Raw genomic sequence first — 15,950 nt, 5'->3', positions numbered from 1 at the left:
CAATGAAAAAGGTACTAGTAATAGACGACGAACGTGAAGTAGGAAACTTTTTTCGACATCTTTTAGAAGAAAAAGGATATGATGTAAAAGTAGGTTTGAATGCTGAAGATTTTTCCAACTTAATTTCGCTCCATTCCTTTGATTTAGCACTAATTGATGTAAAGCTGCCTGGTACAGATGGTCTTCATTTGCTTAAGCAATTAAAAGCAGCTCATCCTTCCTGTAAAGCTATCATCATGACAGGATACAGCACAGTGAAAACGGCTGTAGAGGCCATTAAGAATGGTGCAAATGATTATATTGAAAAACCGTTCGATGATATAAGCCAATTAGAGAAAACATTAGAAGATTTATTAAATAGCGAGAAATTTTCTTCACCAGCAAACACCGACAAACTGGCCGATACGATTGGATTTATTATCGGCAACAATAAAAAGATGAATGAATTAGTCAAGCTGGCGGAAAAAATTGCCAAGAAAAACATAAATGTATTAATTGAAGGAGAAACAGGAACAGGCAAAGAGGTGCTTGCCCATTTTATTCACAACATGAGCTTAAGATACGATCAACCATTTGTCCGAATAAATTGCGGAGCTGTTTCCGAAACGTTATTGGAGAGTGAATTATTCGGGCATGAAAAAGGTGCTTTTACTGGAGCCATTAAACAGAAAAAAGGAATATTTGAAATAGCCAATAACGGTACATTGTTTTTAGATGAAATTGGTGAAGCAAGCCAGGCCATTCAAGTACAGCTGCTAAGAGTACTAGAGACGGGGGAATATTTCAGAGTAGGCGGTGAATCGATCCGTAAAACGAATACACGGATCATTGCGGCCACGAATAAAAATTTGGCCGAGGCTGTCCAAGAAAAAACGTTTCGAGAAGATTTATTGTATCGTTTAGACGTAGTGAAATTAAGAATTCCCCCTCTGCGAAACAGAATAGAAGATCTCCCGCTGTTTTTGGATTATTTTCTAAAAAAGATAAATGCTTCACATCTAACATTCTCTGATGAAAGCATTGAACTAATGAAAAACTATAACTGGCCTGGAAATGTAAGAGAGCTATTTAACATTGTCAAAAGAGCCGCAACATTGGCAGATGGAGAGACAAACATAATTACGCCAAAATATTTACCCGACAAATTAAAAACCAGCTTCAGCTTCCAACTAACAAAATTTCCAAAAGCTAGCACAGTTCATGATGATTTAGAAGCTTATTTATCGAATTGGACGAAACATATTTTATCGTTATGGAAGCAGCAAGATGACATCGACCTTGAACAAGTATTGGATTCCATTAAAGAATTAGAAAAACAAATTGGCCGATCATTTGTCCTCAAATCACTAAAAAAACATACAGGAGATCGAAAAAAAACAGCAGAAGCACTAAACATTACAACTCGGCAGCTACGATATTTGCTTAATGAAAAAGGGAAAATTTAAATTAAGCACTTCTTAATAAATAAAAATTATTGTGAATGAGAATTAAATGCTGCCCGTAAGCTAAAACAAGCGGATCATGAAAGATCCGCTTGTTTTATTAACACATTACTTTGATTGTGAAAAAATCAAGCAAGCTTGAAAGCAGAAAACTCACAGCCATAAAAGCTGATACGGTTTTTCTAAATATTTTTTCACCAGCCCGAGAAATTGGCTTGCCGGAGCTCCATCAATTACTTGATGGTCAAACGTTAAGCTGAGCGGCAAGATTTTTCTCTTTTGAATGGTATCTCCTGAAAACACTGCCGTATCCGCAGCTGTTCCTACTCCGAGAATGCCCACTTCCGGAGGATTCAAAATCGGGGTGAAAAATTCAACGCCGTAAGCCCCTAAACTGGTGATCGTAAAGGTCGAGCCGCTCATTTCTTCGCTGCTTAAATTTCCTTCTCTTGCCTTCTTACTTAGTTCCTTGATATTTTTCGAAATTTCGCTTAAGGAAAGCTTGTCGGCATGGCGCAAAACCGGCACAACGAGCCCGTTCTCCAATGCAACTGCAATGCCTAAATGCACTGAATCATACGTTTGAATCTGCCCATTTTCATACAAACTGTTCATTTGCTTTTGATTTCGCAGCGACAGAATGACCGCCTTAGCTACAAAGTCAGTAATAGTCAATTTTAAATTCTGCTCATCCTGCAGTTCGCTTTTAATCTTTTCTTGCAGCTCAAATAAAGAGGTCACATCGGCTTTCATATGAATCGTCAGCTGTGCTGTCTGATGCAGACTTGTAAACATCCTTGATGCAATCACTTTACGCATGCCAGTGACAGTTTTTACTGCAATATCTTCTTGCTCTTCCGCCGGCTTATTTGTCGGGATTACTACTTCTTGTTCAGGTTCTAAATGGGGGGATGCTTTTTTCGATTGAATCGCTTTTTCAACGTCCGCTCTTGTAATTCTTCCTTTTGGCCCTGAACCCGAAATACTGCTCAAATCAATCCCGGCTTCACGTGCTAGTTTTCGGGCGGCAGGTGAAACGCGAATTGTTGTTTGAGAAGATAAGCTTTCTTCTTTCAAAATGGTTGTCGCCACTTCTTGGGCAGCATCGTTCGTTATGTTGTTGATTACCTCCCCTTCTTGACCGATATAGCCAATGGCTTTTCCTACTTCCACTGTTTCATCCTGCTCGGCAGCAATCTCTAATAACACACCATCTTGCGGTGCTTCGATATCCTTTTCAATCTTATCAGAGCTGATCACCACAACTGGTTCTCCTTTTTTTACTGGATCGCCCTTTTTCTTTAACCACTCTACTACCGTTCCTTCTTCCATGCTCATTCCCAGCTTTGGCATGATAATTTCAACTGTCATGTTTCATCTCTCCTTTGATGAATACTAGAAATGCTATGCGTGTTGATGTCTCCATTCATCAACACGCACAGCTTTTTTTATGCGGTCACGATCGCTTCGTCTCCAATTATTTCAGCCGCTGCCTTAAGCACTTTTTCCGGTGTCGGCAAGTAAAGATCCTCCAGCGCAGGCGAAAAAGGAACCGGACAATGCGGAGCCGTAATCAGCTTAATTGGTCCATCCAGATAATCAAATCCTTTATCTGCTACAAGAGCGGAAATGTCAGCAGCTGCACTGCAGCGAGGATTTGCCTCATCAATGACAATTAACCGGCCTGTCTTCGATACAGAAGATAAAATCGTTTCTTCATCAAGCGGGGACAGTGTTCTCGGATCAATTACCTCCGTTTCGACTCCTCTCGTTTTTAATATGTCGGCAGCCTTCAAGGCCGTGTGCACTTGCTTCCCTATCGCTACGATGGTCAAATCGCTGCCTTCCCGTTTGATATCCGCTTTTCCAAACGGGATCGTATAAAATCCTTCCTCTACTTCTCCTTTCAGGTTATAAAGTGTTTTATCTTCAAAAAAGATAACGGGATCATCGTCAAAGATGGAGGTAAGCAACAGTCCCTTCGCATCCGCCGGTGTAGAAGGAACAACGACTTTTAAACCGGGTATATGGGTAAAAAGGGCATACAGGCTTTGGGAATGCTGTGCCGCCGCTCGAAAGCCGGCACCGTGCATTGTTCGTATCGTTACAGGCACCTTCGCCTTGCCTCCGAACATATAACGAAGTTTTGCCGCTTGGTTCATAACTTCATCTAAGCAGCTGCCGATAAAATCGTTAAACATTAATTCGGCAATCGGTCTTAGTCCTGTTGCTGCGGCGGTAACTGCTGCACCAATATAGCCGGCCTCCGCAATAGGCGTATCCAACACTCTTTCTCTTCCAAACTCTTGAACAAGACCTTTCGTAACCCCCATTACTCCTCCCCAAGCTTCATCGTCCTGCAAATGATCCACATTCGCTCCTCCTGCAACGTCTTCTCCAAGTAAAATAACATTTTGATCTTTGCGCATTGCCAGCTTCATAGCTTCATTGACCGCACCAGAAAAAGAAATTTTTCTTGCCATTTTTCGTTCCTCCTAACTCCTTTGATTTAATAAGATACATAAACGTCCTTTAAAAGATCCTCAGCAGACGGAAACGGGCTTTTTTCAGCAAAATGTACCGCCTCCTCAACCGCTTTTGTTACCTGTTGTTCGATATTTAATAATTCTTGTTCGGATATTAATTGATTGGAAAGAATGTAATGGCGGAATTTTGCAATTGCATCATTCTCCTGTAAATGCTTTTGTTTTTCTTCCGCAGATTTGTAAGTCTGGGCGTCACCTTCAAAATGTCCGTAATTCCGATATGTCTTACATTCAATTAATGTCGGGCCCTCTCCATTTCGAGCTCGTGCAACTGCTCTTTCTGCCGCCTCATATACAGCTACCACATCTTTGCCGTCGACCACTTCTCCCGGGATATTATAGGCTTGAGCCCGATCCGCAATGTTTTTACAGCTGGATGCATATTCAAATGGGGTCGCTTCTGCATATCCGTTGTTTTCCGCCACAAAAACAACAGGCAATTTCCATATAGCTGCAAGATTAATACCTTCATGAAATGTTCCATGATTGTTCGCGCCGTCTCCGAAAAAACAAACTGCAACCGCTCCCGACTTCTTCAATTTTGCTGTCAGGCCTGCCCCAACAGCTAGCGGGAACCCCCCGCCGACAATTCCGTTGGCCCCAAGCATTCCTTTTTCAACATCGGCAATATGCATCGATCCTCCTTTTCCGTTGCACAATCCTGTTGCCTTTCCGTAAATTTCAGACATCATTCCGTTCAAATCACAGCCTTTGGCAATGCAATGTCCATGTCCGCGATGCGTACTTGTGATATAATCTTTGTCATCTAAATGCGCGCAAATTCCTACAGCGACCGCTTCCTCGCCAGCATATAAATGGACAAAGCCAGGCAGCACTCCTTTGCTGAAAATTTCATGAACCTTGTCCTCAAACTGGCGAATTTCATGCATTTTCTGAAATATCCATTTTGCTTTTTCTTGTGTAATGGGAGTAGATGTTGATTTGGCAATCGTCATAAAGATAACCTCCTATTTGATTGGCTTCACTTTTTTCATTTGCAACTATCATGCCAATAAAAAAATGCTTACAAATCAACATTCTTTGTAAGCGCTTTATAAAAAATATTTTTTTCATCTCATTTTGTCCTAATTTTTATCGTTTTGTCGCAAATTAGCTCAATTTATATTTTTTTAATTTGCGATACAGTGTACTTCGAGAGATATTTAACGCAGCAGCCGCCTCACCAATATTTCCATTTGTTTTCTTCAACATATTTAGAATGCGTTCTCTTTCTAGCTGATCCCGATACGACAAATTACCTTTATGGAATGTTTCGGAATTTTCCTGTTCTTGCTCCCAAGCAATCAGCATGGATTTCAAGTGGGAAATGGATGGAATACGGTCTCCATATTCCACTCGTATACGCTCGAGCACGTTAAACAGCTCCCTTATATTTCCGGGCCAGTGATAAGCTGAAAACAACTGTATGACATCATCTGGAAAAGAAATGAGCCAATCATTTTTTTGACAATAATACTCAATAAAGAATGGGATATCTTCTTTACGCTCTCTTAATGGCGGAACGTTAAGCGTGCATACATAAATGCGGTAAAATAAATCTTCACGCAGCTTTCCTTCCTTTACTAATTTGTATAAATTGCGATGTGTTGCAGTTATGACTCTTATATCAACAGGAACGGGCTTTTCCCCGCCAATCGGTACAACTTCTTTTTCCTGAAGCACTCTTAAAAGCGCTACTTGCATTTCCGACGGTATTTCACCGATTTCATCAAGAAAAATGGTTCCGCCGTCAGCCTGAACAAATTTCCCTTTATGTCCCGTCCGTTTGGCTCCTGTAAATGCTCCGTCAACGTAACCAAATAACTCGCTGCCGATCAATTCCTTTGGAATAGCTCCGCAATTTACTGCAACAAACGGCTTATTTTTTCTCACACTATTTTGATGAATCGAACGAGCAATGAGTTCTTTTCCTGTTCCTGTTTCTCCCATGATACAAACAGTCGACTCCGTTTTTGCAACTTTTTCACAGATCTTTAAAAGATTTTGAAATGATAAGCTTTTTCCAACTACTCCTTCAAAGTGATAAATTGTTGTAGGAAATGGAAAAGCTTCATGATAATTCGTCTTCTGCAGGGTAACTTCATAGCCAATCAAATCATGGTAAATGGAAGAAAAAATAGGAGTCTTCGTTTTGATTCGCCAATTTTTATCACAAATTTCTTCAAGCGGTTGATCCATCATGCTCGCGAAGAAAGAACGTAAACAATGATTGATCCATACAATCTTCCCTTGATCATCACATATCATTGAAGGGAAATGAGGATTTTTCACTTTCGATGAATATTTAAGCAACTCCAACATATCGTCCTTTTTTCTCATGTGAAATTGTTGTTCAATCGTATACGCTGCAGCGACAACAGTGGCTAAGGCATGGTTGGAAAATTGAGAGCAGTCGATGGGGTAAGATAAGTCGATAATTCCGACAAGTTCTTTTTTTTCGTCATAGATCGGCGTGGCTGAACATACCCACTGCTGAGAAGCAAGAGAGTAATGCTCTAACCCAGTAACCGTAATAGGTTCACGAATCCTCAATGTTGTTCCAATTGCGTTCGTCCCCACCTCATCTTCAGTCCACTTCACCCCCTCAATAAAATTGATTGTTTCTGCCTTGTTCATGGCCTGTTTATGGCCGTTCATATACAAAACGTATCCGTTACTATCAGCGAGAAGAAGAATTGATTTCGTTTCTTGAAACACTTTTTCCAAATGTTCTAATATCGGAGCAGCAATTTGAAGCAATCTTTGATTCTTTTTCCTTCTTTCCGTCAACAGCTGCGAATCGAGCACAATCCTTCCTTTTCCATCGTAAGGATCGACATTTTGTCGGCGGCAAATATACCATGACTCTTCAATTCTTTTATTCATCCTCCCATGATCCAATACTCCCTCCCGAACAAAACGGCGCCAAATTTCGTGTTTCAAAGGATCAACGATACTCATTTTTCTCCTCCTTCCCACATTTTCCACCAATATGAACATTCGACTTTTTATGCAAAATTCCTTTTGAAATACGCTAATCGTTGAATTAAAGCTTTTACTGCTGAACAGTTTTTTATTTTAGATAGCGACTTGTCTGGAAAAGTTTTTTAGATAAACGCTTCATAGGTCATCGTGAAAATGAAAACGATCCAAGCGACAGCCATGGAACTTTTCATTGTCAAAATCAGATTATTATGATGCGGTGAAAACAATGAAACGTTGTGTTGACCAAACATTGATTAAATGGTTTTTCGTCATAATCAAATATATGAAACTGAAAGACTGAAATTCTGGAAGTATCTTAACATTTGCATTTCGAGGATGTTAGTCATTCAATAATGCAGTAAAACGTATAGGCTTATCTAGCGAGCAATATTGACATACAATTTTCACCTTTAAGTTCTAGTAACAGGAAGAAAACTATTGAAGTTGATTTTCATTCCCAATATAATTGAGAATGAAAATCATTAATTTGAGGGGTTGTTGATCGCATGAAACGCTATAAATTGCCTGTCATATTATTTTTATCAAGCAGTTTGTTGTTTAGCTGTTCCCAATCAAATGAAAGTTCAACAACGGAACCGGCAAAAAAAGAGACAGCGAAAGAAAGCTCCCAAGTTGATTTAAATCAAATATCTACAGATTATCGCACGTTTGCGATCGCTGAAATAGATGAATTTGTTAAAAAGACAGAAGAGTTTGCCAATGCAGTGATCGCTGGGGATGTGGAAAAAGCAAAAGAACTTTATGCGCCGGCTCGCATGCACTATGAGCGTTCTGAACCGATTGCTGAAGCATTTGCAGAACTCGATCCGAAAATTGACGCTCGTGAAGGTGATGTCCCTGATGCAGAGTGGGGAGGTTATCACCGGATTGAAAAGGGACTCTGGGTTGAAAATACGACGAAAGGCTATGAAAAATATGCTGAGCAGCTTATAAAAGATGTGAAGCTTTTGCGCGCAAAAGTTGAAACTGTTGATGTGACACCCGATCTTTTGATCACCGGCGCAGTCGACCTTTTAAATGAAGTTTCAACATCAAAAGTTACAGGGGAAGAGGATCGTTATTCCCATACAGATTTATACGATTTTGTTGCCAATGTTGAGGGTGCTGAAAAGATTTATGAATTAATGAGCCCTGCCCTTAAGGAAAAGGATGAGGCGCTCGCTAAGGAAATCGAACAGCGGTTTCAAGCAGTTTATGCACTTCTTGACAAATATAAAAAAGGCGACGGGTATATTTCATATACTGAGCTGACCAAGGATCAAGTAAAAGAATTGAGCCAATCGATCAATGAACTGGCAGAGCCTCTTTCTAAACTAGGGGTTGTACTGGAGGGATAGCCAATGTCTGAACCTGATAAAAAAGAAACGACATCTGTCTTTAACAAGAACGTATCAAGACGAGATGTGTTGAAGGCTGCGGGCATCGGAGGAGTCGGCGTGCTAATCGGTGCATCCGGCATTGGTGGAGCGCTAGCATTGGCTGACGTGTTGCCGACCTCTCAAAAAAAAGAAAATACAAATGCGGTTGTTCCGTTTTACGGAAAACATCAGGCAGGCATTGCAACTGAAGTGCAAAACCACATTTATTTTGCTGCATTTGACGTGACGGCTGAAGGCAGAAACGAGCTTATTCAGCTTTTTAAAGAATGGACGAAGGCTGCCGCAGCTATGACAGAAGGCAAATCGGTTGGAGATCCAGCTAATAATAAATACCTTCCTCCAGATGATACGGGGGAAGCTGCAGGACTTAATGCGTCAAATTTAACCATTACTTTCGGCGTCGGCCCGACGCTTTTTACAAAAAACAACAAGGATAGATTTGGTTTGCAAAAAAAGCAGCCGGATGAACTAAAAGAACTGCCGAAGTTTCCGCTTGATTCATTGGAAGAGCAATGGACAGGCGGAGATCTTTGTATTCAAGCATGCTCGGATGATTTGCAGGTTGCCTTCCATGCGGTTAGAAATTTAGCGAGAATTGCCCGCGGCAAAGCGGTTCTTCGTTGGGCACAGGCCGGATTCCAGCGTACAAAGCAAGCGAGTCCGAAAAAGGAAACGCCGCGAAATTTATTTGGCTTTAAGGATGGAACAGTGAATCCAAATGTGAAAAATTCTGCTGAAATGAATCAATACGTTTGGGTGCAGCCCGGTGACGGACCTGATTGGCTCGTGAACGGAACGTATTTAGTAGTAAGACGGATTCAAATGTTTATCGAAGTTTGGGATCGGACTACTTTAAAGGAACAAGAAAATACATTTGGCAGATATCGGGATTCAGGTGCATACCTTGGGCAAAAAAATGAGTTCGATCCACCGGATTTTGAAAAGAAGGATGAAAACGGAGAATACTACATTCCAATGACCGCCCATGTTCGAGTCGCTCACGGTGACGGAAAACAGAAAATTTTGCGCCGTTCTTATTCATATGCGGATGGAATAGATGCAAAAACTGGAACATTTGATGCCGGATTATTGTTTATCAGCTTTCAGCGCAGCATAAGCAAGCAATTTATCCCAATTCAAAAGCGGCTTTCGCAAATGGATGAATTAAACGAATATATCGTCCATCGAGGAAGTGCCGTATTTGCCTGTCTTCCTGGAGTAAAAAAAGGCGGATATATTGGAGAAACGTTATTTTCATAATTTATTTTTTGGTGCACACCTTTTTCTTTGTGTGCACTATATTGGAGAAACGTTATTTTCATAATCCCTTTCTCTCTTTCATAGGAGTTGAAGCTGATGTATAAAAAATTAGGGCTTATTGCCTTCACAATTCTTTTCACAATGGGTATTTTCTCAAATAAAGCCGTAGCCGCAGAGAACCTTGATGATTTATATGTTTTGATAGGCGATGCCATCATGAAAACAAAGGAAGCGAACTGGGATGTCGTACAGGACAATTTGGAACAATTCTCACAGCAATGGAACGAAGTAAAAGCTGTTGATAGCAAAAAAACAGCTGAAGTCGATAAACAGTTAAAAAATGCGAAAAACGCCCTGGCTCAATCTGAAAAAGATGCAACAAAAATAAGTGAAAATTTGTCCGCTTTATCAAAAGCGCTTACTTCGTACGAAGAAGAACAAAATCCGACAGATCCGCAAAAAGAAAAAGAAAAGCTAAAACAGATGTATCAATTTATTGATGAAATCGAAAAAATGATTCAAAACAATAATTTTGATCAGGCGGCCATGAAATATCAGCAATTACTTTCCACTTGGACGGCAAACGAGAACATTGTTCGTACCGAAAGCGTTGTTTCGTATGGCGAAATTGAAACACAGCTTGCTTTGTTAAGAATTTCACTGACGCAAACTCCGCCTGATCGAGAGAAGGCTTTAAAGAGCCTCAAGGATCTGACAGCTTCTGTTGAAAATTTTTTAAGCGGGAAAAATGCGGGAAAATCCGCTGGAAATGAATACACATTAAGTGATGTAACAGATTTATTGGAAAAAAGCGTACAGTCGCTAAAAGATCATAACCCATCCGAGGCATCAGAACATTTAAACAAAATATTGCTTATATGGCCGGTAGTTGAAGGGGAGGTTCGGACAAAAGACTACTCCCTATACAATCGCATGGAAACTGAAATTCCCTCCGCAATCAGTTTATTGCAGTCTGACAATAAAAACGTAGAAAAAGCTCAAACGATGATTAGTGAATTGTATGATTCCCTTCAGCTCATCGCAGCCAAAACAAGCTATACGTATATAGATGCTATGCTTATTTTACTGCGTGAGGGTTTTGAAGCTCTTTTAATCATCGCCGGTTTGCTTTCATTTTTGAAGAAAACGAATCATGCCGACAAACAAGGTTGGATTTGGATCGGCGTTTTGTGCGGCATCATTTCTAGTGCTATTCTAGCTGTTGTCATGAACATGTTTTTCTCCAAAATAACTGTTGCCGGAAGCCGCGAATCGATCGAAGGAATCGTCGGCATCACTGCTGTTGTAATGATGCTGACGGTTGGCGCTTGGCTTCACAAAAAGTCAAATATCGCCCACTGGAATCAATATATTAAAGAGCATCTCGGACACGCATTGGCAAAAGGAAGCTTGTTTTCCATGGCCTTGCTAAGTTTTCTCTCAATTTTTCGCGAAGGTGCCGAAACAATTATTTTCTATGCCGGAATGGCTCCGTCGATGGAAATCAGCCAGTTAATTTTAGGAATCGCTATCGCCATGGCGATCTTAGTGATCCTCGGGTTTATTATCATCCGCTTTAGTTCAGCGATTCCCGTCCGGCCGTTCTTTATGGGCGCAACGCTGCTTATTTATGTATTATCATTCAAAATGCTCGGAATCAGTATTCATGCCATGCAGATAGCAAACACGCTGCCAACACATTCATTGCCGAATGTTCCTTATATTGAACCAATCGGTTTCTATCCGACGATTGAAACAGTAGTGCCGCAGCTGCTTCTTATTCTTATCATCATCGGCGTAACGATGTATGTGAAAAAAACGGCTGTAAATGAAAAGGCAGTTGTTGAAAAATAAAGGATCTTAAAAGCTTCAATAAAAAAATGTACTTCGGTGAATACCGCAGTACATTGGCTGAATGCACGAGGTGCTAGTTGAACTTATTATTGTTCGACTAGCACCTCAATATTTTTCATTATGGAGTTAATTTTAAATCCGCCCAGTGCGGGTGTGCCTCAACTCTACGCTCCATATCACGGAACGCATTGAGTGAACGTCTCAGCTTACTATAAGCGTCGCCGCCTTCACTCCAACCTAAGTAGCCGATCATTCCGTTATAACCGATCTTTTTTAACTGTCCAAGCAACGCAAAATTATCTAACTCCCCAACATCCAAAGGCTCGATTGTTGCCACTCCCCCAAAACCGTGCGGATTGCGGCTGCTGCCGGACATGTTTACTTGTTTTAAGTAAGGAGCTACCGCTTGAATCGTTCCTTTTAGATTTGTTCCATCTGCCGCATACCAATGGTAGCCGCAAAAGACAATTCCAAGATTAGAATGATTCAGGCGTTTGCATAGTCTCACTGCATCTTCATGGCGTTCAATCCAGAAGGATAGATGCGTGTAAAGCAAAATGTTAATATTTCTTCGTTCGGCAATCTTCAATGCTTTTTCCAGCCATTTTACTGCGATGTCGTCCCCTTTTGGATCTGAAGGGCGGATATCTCTCCGACAGATTGAATCGCCAGCTCAACCGTGCTGCACCCTTCCATAATCTCCAGCATCTTTAAAATGCCTGCATTTCTTGGATGGTCCTCGCCTAGTGAAAGATCTAACACAACGTACACGCCTGCGACGTCCAGCCCATATTTCTCCTTAACGTTTTTGAGCTTTTCTACATCTCTCCATCGCTCTCCGTGCCAGACGGATAAATGGGTTGCGTCATAGCCAATTTCCTTTAACATTTCACATCGAGCTTCAAAACTATAAATACCCATTGAATTATAGAAAGCAAAATCCATTGCGTAAAAAGGGTAAGCCATTTTCTAATTTCTCCCTTCCTTTTCCATTGAACGGTACATTACAGTGATTTCAACGCTTCGCTAATTTCTTTATCTCCTGACATTAAATCGAATGCTTTTCTATACGTATTTGGTTCATCAAGAGCTTGAACAATCGTTCTTGCTACATCCTCGCGAGGAATGTAACCGACAGGTAAGTTTTCAGCTGCGGTAACCAGTCCTGTACCTTTTTCATTCTTTAGATAACCAGGACGAATAATCGTATAATTTAGGCCGCTATTCATCAACACACGGTCGGCATAATGTTTGGCGACATAATATGGCTTAAGGTTTTCCGGCCAGTTCTGACGATTATGGGCTTGGAATGAGCTCACGATAACAAAACGTTCAATTCCGATTTTTTCAGCAGCCTCCATGGCTTTTACAGCGCCGTCTAAATCTATCAGCAATGTTTTATCAGCCCCTGTGTGTCCCCCTGAACCAGCTGAAAATACGATCGCATCGCAGCCTTTGGCCGCTTCGGCAATTTCATCGACAGTGCCTTCCAAATCAGCGAGCACCGCTTCAATTCCTTTTTTCTGAAATTCCTCCAATTGCTCTTGCTTTCGAACCATTGCACGAACAGAATGCTGTTCATGCGCATGAAGCATATTTACTACTTGTTGTCCTACTTGCCCGTTGGCTCCAATGACCAAAACTTTCATCATATCCATCCTTTCTCATATTGATGGTTTTTAAATTTTCTTATCATGTTAAAGCAGGGAAATGCGGAAGCACATACTCGCCTAATTCTTCAATCACTTCTTCGACTGGACGCTGTCCATATTTTAAGTTGATGATGACATGGTTCACACCTGCATCCTGTAAAGCTCCAAGAAATTCGATTACGAAATTTCGTCCCGTACGGAATCCAAGATGTATCGGAATTGGTACATGATTTGGATCTTCCGTTAAGTTAATGTAAAGAGATTGGGAAAATGGCTTAAATTCTTCTGTTAGCGAACGCCAATTATCGATTAATGCTTTTTGAAACTTAATTCCACGCGGATAGTATATCCATCCATCACTATGTTCAGCAATCCATTCAGGAGATTGTCCACTGTGACCTGTTACCATTAATGGTATATCTGACAATTTTGGTTTTGGCAGCATATCTCCACTTGTCATATGCACTCGTGTCGTGTTAATCGTCGGAAAATGGTCACGCCAAACCTTTCTTATAGCAGCTACTGATTCTCGGAATAATTCGCTCCGTTCTTCTGGATTCACGGAAAATGCTGGAAACTCGATTGGACGGTCACCAGTTGCGACGCCGAGAATGAGTCTTTCACCAGATAATCTGTCTACAGAAGCTGCCTCTTTTGCCACATGAAGCGGGTGACGCAGCGTTAAAATAATGCTTCCAGTTGCTAAAGCAATCTTATCTGTGTGAGCCGCAACATACCCTAAATACGTAAACGGATCATACATTTGTCCAACATCTCCGAAATTTGGATCGTGCAGCGGCACATCTCTCACAAACAATGAAGCGAAATTCAGCTCTTCTGCTCGTTTTGCCAGCTTCATTTGCTTTTCGATATTCATCTCAGGGACGTCTCCCATATACGATTCAATCGGAAAGAACAGCCCTAAAGTCAGTTTGTTCTCTTGATACATTGCGTGAATACCCTTTATGATTTTTAAATTTTTCCATTGTTTTTACCACTCCTTAAGAAAAGGTGGGCCGTATATAAAGGAAAGGCCCTGTTTAAAATAATTTGTTTTACAGATATGAACAATATTTATAATTTGTACAAAAACATATATTATATCTGTAACGAACTTTTTATGATGCAGCCGCGGCAATAGCAGCATCGTCTTTTATCACTTTGTCAATAATGGCGCTGCCAAGACAAATCTCACCTTCATAAAATACCGCTACTTGCCCTGGTGTCACAGCCTTAACTGGTTTTTCAAATTCTACAAACACCGTTCCATCCGGACGAATATGGACACGCACCTTTTGATCCTCTTGACGGTAGCGGAATTTAGCTGTACATGCAAACGTACTAAGACGAACATCCCCATTTATCAAGTTCAGGTTAGATGCAATCAGTCCAGTAGAGAACAATGCCGGATGGTCTTTGCCTTGAGCAACAAGTAAAACATTGTTGTCTAAATCTTTATCGACGACATACCAAGGTTCTCCTGTTCCTTTGCCGCCGATGCCAAGCCCTTTTCGTTGGCCGATTGTGTAATACATTAAACCATCATGAGTACCGAGCACTTCCCCATCAAGCGAACGAATTTCTCCAGGCTGTGCCGGCAAAAAATTCTTTAAAAAGTTTTTGAAATTTCGTTCTCCAATAAAACAGATTCCGGTACTATCTTTTTTATTGGCGGTAATAAGGTTCAATTCTTGGGCGATTTTTCGCACCTCACCCTTCGTTAACTCACCCAGCGGGAACAGAACTTTAGACAAATGGTCCGACGTTAGCTGGCTAAGAAAATACGTTTGATCTTTATTCGCATCTTTTCCACGCAGCAAGGTGATTTGGCCATTTTCTCTGTTGATTCTTGCGTAATGACCCGTTGCGATATAATCCGCATCAAGTGAAAGAGCATAGTCAACAAACGCTTTAAATTTAATTTCAGTATTGCATATTACATCTGGATTCGGTGTTCGGCCTCGCTTCAGCTCATCCATGAAATACGTAAATACACGATCCCAATATTCTTTTTCAAAGTTGACGCCATAGTAAGGAATCCCGAGTTGGTTGGCAACTCGTTTAACATCTTCATAATCCTCAGCTGCCGTACATACACCATCATCATTCGTATCATCCCAGTTTTTCATAAATACCCCGATGACGTCGTACCCTTCTTTTTTAAGAAGGTAAGCAGCTACAGAGGAATCCACTCCTCCAGACATTCCGACGACTACTCGTTTTTTCTTCATCATCATTCACCTCCTTAAACTGAAACGTTTTTGATTACAGTTTTATTTAAAAAAAATTTTTGCCGCAACAAACTATTTTGTTTCAGGCATGAAACGAACTTTTTGAGCTATTATTATGAATTTCATTAATGATATCTTGAACCGTCACACCTTTTAAATAGTTTAAAAAATGTTCTTCTGCATTATGAAAAATACGAATGAGTACATCTGACAGATGTTTGCCTATTATACAGTTGTCATTGGAATCGGGACATTTCGGCACAAGCGTTTCCTCACTAGTGATTCTAAAAATTTTGTCTAACGTAATTTGTTCAGGCTGAGCGTTTAACGAAAATCCGCCCTTTGCCCCTTCTTTAGAAGCAATTATATTTTCTTTTCTTAATATGCTTAAAATTTTTCTTAATCTTACTGGGTGGACAGAAACACTTTGAGAAATGTCTTCACTGGTTACTCGCTGATTTTGCTTTTCAGCCAGATACGCAACGCAGTGAACGGCAATCGAAAAATCGCTATTCATATTGAACCTTCCTCCTAAGTGTAATAATAATGATTACAGTTTATATTGTCAACTTAAAATTAC

General features: G+C 40.6%; 13 protein-coding genes and 1 pseudogene. 4 read left to right on the top strand and 10 right to left on the bottom strand.

Features of this window, described 5'->3' with window-relative positions:
* Positions 1 to 2 precede the first annotated feature (2 nt).
* Positions 3 to 1,445: a sigma-54-dependent transcriptional regulator gene (locus NSQ61_RS00165; protein ID WP_340805607.1), complete on the top strand. Its 1,443-nt coding sequence runs from the start codon at positions 3 to 5 to the stop codon at positions 1,443 to 1,445.
* A gap of 150 nt (positions 1,446 to 1,595) precedes the next feature.
* Here NSQ61_RS00165 and NSQ61_RS00160 read toward each other — a convergent pair whose 3' ends face one another.
* The 4 genes from NSQ61_RS00160 to NSQ61_RS00145 all read right to left on the bottom strand — a co-directional run bounded on the left by NSQ61_RS00160 (position 1,596) and on the right by NSQ61_RS00145 (position 6,949).
* Positions 1,596 to 2,813 carry a dihydrolipoamide acetyltransferase family protein gene (locus tag NSQ61_RS00160; RefSeq protein ID WP_340805605.1) on the bottom strand — a complete coding sequence of 406 codons (1,218 nt, stop codon included), beginning with the start codon at positions 2,811 to 2,813 and terminating at the stop codon, positions 1,596 to 1,598.
* Positions 2,814 to 2,890: 77 nt separating this feature from the next.
* A complete protein-coding gene (locus NSQ61_RS00155; protein ID WP_063387225.1) occupies positions 2,891 to 3,925 on the bottom strand; it encodes an alpha-ketoacid dehydrogenase subunit beta in 1,035 nt (344 codons plus the stop codon).
* A gap of 26 nt (positions 3,926 to 3,951) precedes the next feature.
* Entirely contained in the window at positions 3,952 to 4,944 is a 993-nt protein-coding gene (locus tag NSQ61_RS00150; RefSeq protein WP_063387224.1) for a thiamine pyrophosphate-dependent dehydrogenase E1 component subunit alpha, read from the bottom strand.
* A gap of 154 nt (positions 4,945 to 5,098) precedes the next feature.
* A complete protein-coding gene (locus NSQ61_RS00145) occupies positions 5,099 to 6,949 on the bottom strand; it encodes a sigma-54-dependent Fis family transcriptional regulator (protein ID WP_066250963.1) in 1,851 nt (616 codons plus the stop codon).
* Between the two features lie 530 nt (positions 6,950 to 7,479).
* Between NSQ61_RS00145 and efeO the strand changes: the two genes are divergently transcribed.
* The 3 genes from efeO (at position 7,480) to NSQ61_RS00130 (ending at position 11,487) form a co-directional block, all read left to right on the top strand.
* On the top strand, positions 7,480 to 8,331 hold the full coding sequence (gene efeO, locus NSQ61_RS00140; RefSeq protein ID WP_063387222.1) for an iron uptake system protein EfeO: 852 nt from the start codon (positions 7,480 to 7,482) through the stop codon (positions 8,329 to 8,331).
* A 3-nt stretch (positions 8,332 to 8,334) separates the two neighbouring features.
* A complete protein-coding gene (gene efeB / locus NSQ61_RS00135) occupies positions 8,335 to 9,633 on the top strand; it encodes an iron uptake transporter deferrochelatase/peroxidase subunit (RefSeq protein ID WP_063387221.1) in 1,299 nt (432 codons plus the stop codon).
* A gap of 96 nt (positions 9,634 to 9,729) precedes the next feature.
* On the top strand, positions 9,730 to 11,487 hold the full coding sequence (locus NSQ61_RS00130) for an FTR1 family protein (protein WP_066250968.1): 1,758 nt from the start codon (positions 9,730 to 9,732) through the stop codon (positions 11,485 to 11,487).
* A 118-nt stretch (positions 11,488 to 11,605) separates the two neighbouring features.
* Here the strand turns inward: NSQ61_RS00130 and NSQ61_RS00125 are convergent, their stop codons facing one another.
* The 6 genes and pseudogenes from NSQ61_RS00125 to NSQ61_RS00100 form a co-directional block, all read right to left on the bottom strand.
* Positions 11,606 to 12,076 carry a sugar phosphate isomerase/epimerase family protein gene (locus tag NSQ61_RS00125; protein ID WP_340805600.1) on the bottom strand — a complete coding sequence of 157 codons (471 nt, stop codon included), beginning with the start codon at positions 12,074 to 12,076 and terminating at the stop codon, positions 11,606 to 11,608.
* 17 nt (positions 12,077 to 12,093) lie between these two features.
* Positions 12,094 to 12,453, bottom strand: coding sequence for a hypothetical protein (locus NSQ61_RS00120; RefSeq protein ID WP_340805598.1), 360 nt, complete (start codon positions 12,451 to 12,453; stop codon positions 12,094 to 12,096).
* Positions 12,454 to 12,491: 38 nt separating this feature from the next.
* Positions 12,492 to 13,136 (bottom strand): SDR family oxidoreductase, encoded by a 645-nt coding sequence (locus tag NSQ61_RS00115; RefSeq protein ID WP_340805596.1) that lies wholly within the window; start codon positions 13,134 to 13,136, stop codon positions 12,492 to 12,494.
* A gap of 43 nt (positions 13,137 to 13,179) precedes the next feature.
* Positions 13,180 to 14,125: pseudogene (locus tag NSQ61_RS00110) on the bottom strand (LLM class oxidoreductase).
* A 132-nt stretch (positions 14,126 to 14,257) separates the two neighbouring features.
* Entirely contained in the window at positions 14,258 to 15,370 is a 1,113-nt protein-coding gene (gene mnmA / locus NSQ61_RS00105) for a tRNA 2-thiouridine(34) synthase MnmA (RefSeq protein WP_082829590.1), read from the bottom strand.
* Between the two features lie 82 nt (positions 15,371 to 15,452).
* Positions 15,453 to 15,887 carry an RrF2 family transcriptional regulator gene (locus NSQ61_RS00100; RefSeq protein WP_063387215.1) on the bottom strand — a complete coding sequence of 145 codons (435 nt, stop codon included), beginning with the start codon at positions 15,885 to 15,887 and terminating at the stop codon, positions 15,453 to 15,455.
* Between the last annotated feature and the right edge of the window lie 63 nt (positions 15,888 to 15,950).

The organism is Aeribacillus sp. FSL K6-1121, assembly GCF_038003725.1.
Lineage (GTDB): Bacteria > Bacillota > Bacilli > Bacillales > Aeribacillaceae > Aeribacillus > Aeribacillus composti.
The sequence above is the reverse complement of the archived record's forward strand: the minus strand, read 5'-3'. Positions and strand labels throughout refer to the sequence as shown.

Coding starts and splice junctions, on each gene's coding strand:
- NSQ61_RS00165 (WP_340805607.1), top strand. CDS start 3: ATGAAAAAGGTACTAGTAATAGACGACGAACGTGAAGTAGGAAACTTT.
- NSQ61_RS00160 (WP_340805605.1), bottom strand. CDS start 2,813: ATGACAGTTGAAATTATCATGCCAAAGCTGGGAATGAGCATGGAAGAA.
- NSQ61_RS00155 (WP_063387225.1), bottom strand. CDS start 3,925: ATGGCAAGAAAAATTTCTTTTTCTGGTGCGGTCAATGAAGCTATGAAG.
- NSQ61_RS00150 (WP_063387224.1), bottom strand. CDS start 4,944: ATGACGATTGCCAAATCAACATCTACTCCCATTACACAAGAAAAAGCA.
- NSQ61_RS00145 (WP_066250963.1), bottom strand. CDS start 6,949: ATGAGTATCGTTGATCCTTTGAAACACGAAATTTGGCGCCGTTTTGTT.
- efeO (WP_063387222.1), top strand. CDS start 7,480: ATGAAACGCTATAAATTGCCTGTCATATTATTTTTATCAAGCAGTTTG.
- efeB (WP_063387221.1), top strand. CDS start 8,335: ATGTCTGAACCTGATAAAAAAGAAACGACATCTGTCTTTAACAAGAAC.
- NSQ61_RS00130 (WP_066250968.1), top strand. CDS start 9,730: ATGTATAAAAAATTAGGGCTTATTGCCTTCACAATTCTTTTCACAATG.
- NSQ61_RS00120 (WP_340805598.1), bottom strand. CDS start 12,453: ATGGCTTACCCTTTTTACGCAATGGATTTTGCTTTCTATAATTCAATG.
- NSQ61_RS00115 (WP_340805596.1), bottom strand. CDS start 13,136: ATGAAAGTTTTGGTCATTGGAGCCAACGGGCAAGTAGGACAACAAGTA.
- mnmA (WP_082829590.1), bottom strand. CDS start 15,370: ATGAAGAAAAAACGAGTAGTCGTCGGAATGTCTGGAGGAGTGGATTCC.
- NSQ61_RS00100 (WP_063387215.1), bottom strand. CDS start 15,887: ATGAATAGCGATTTTTCGATTGCCGTTCACTGCGTTGCGTATCTGGCT.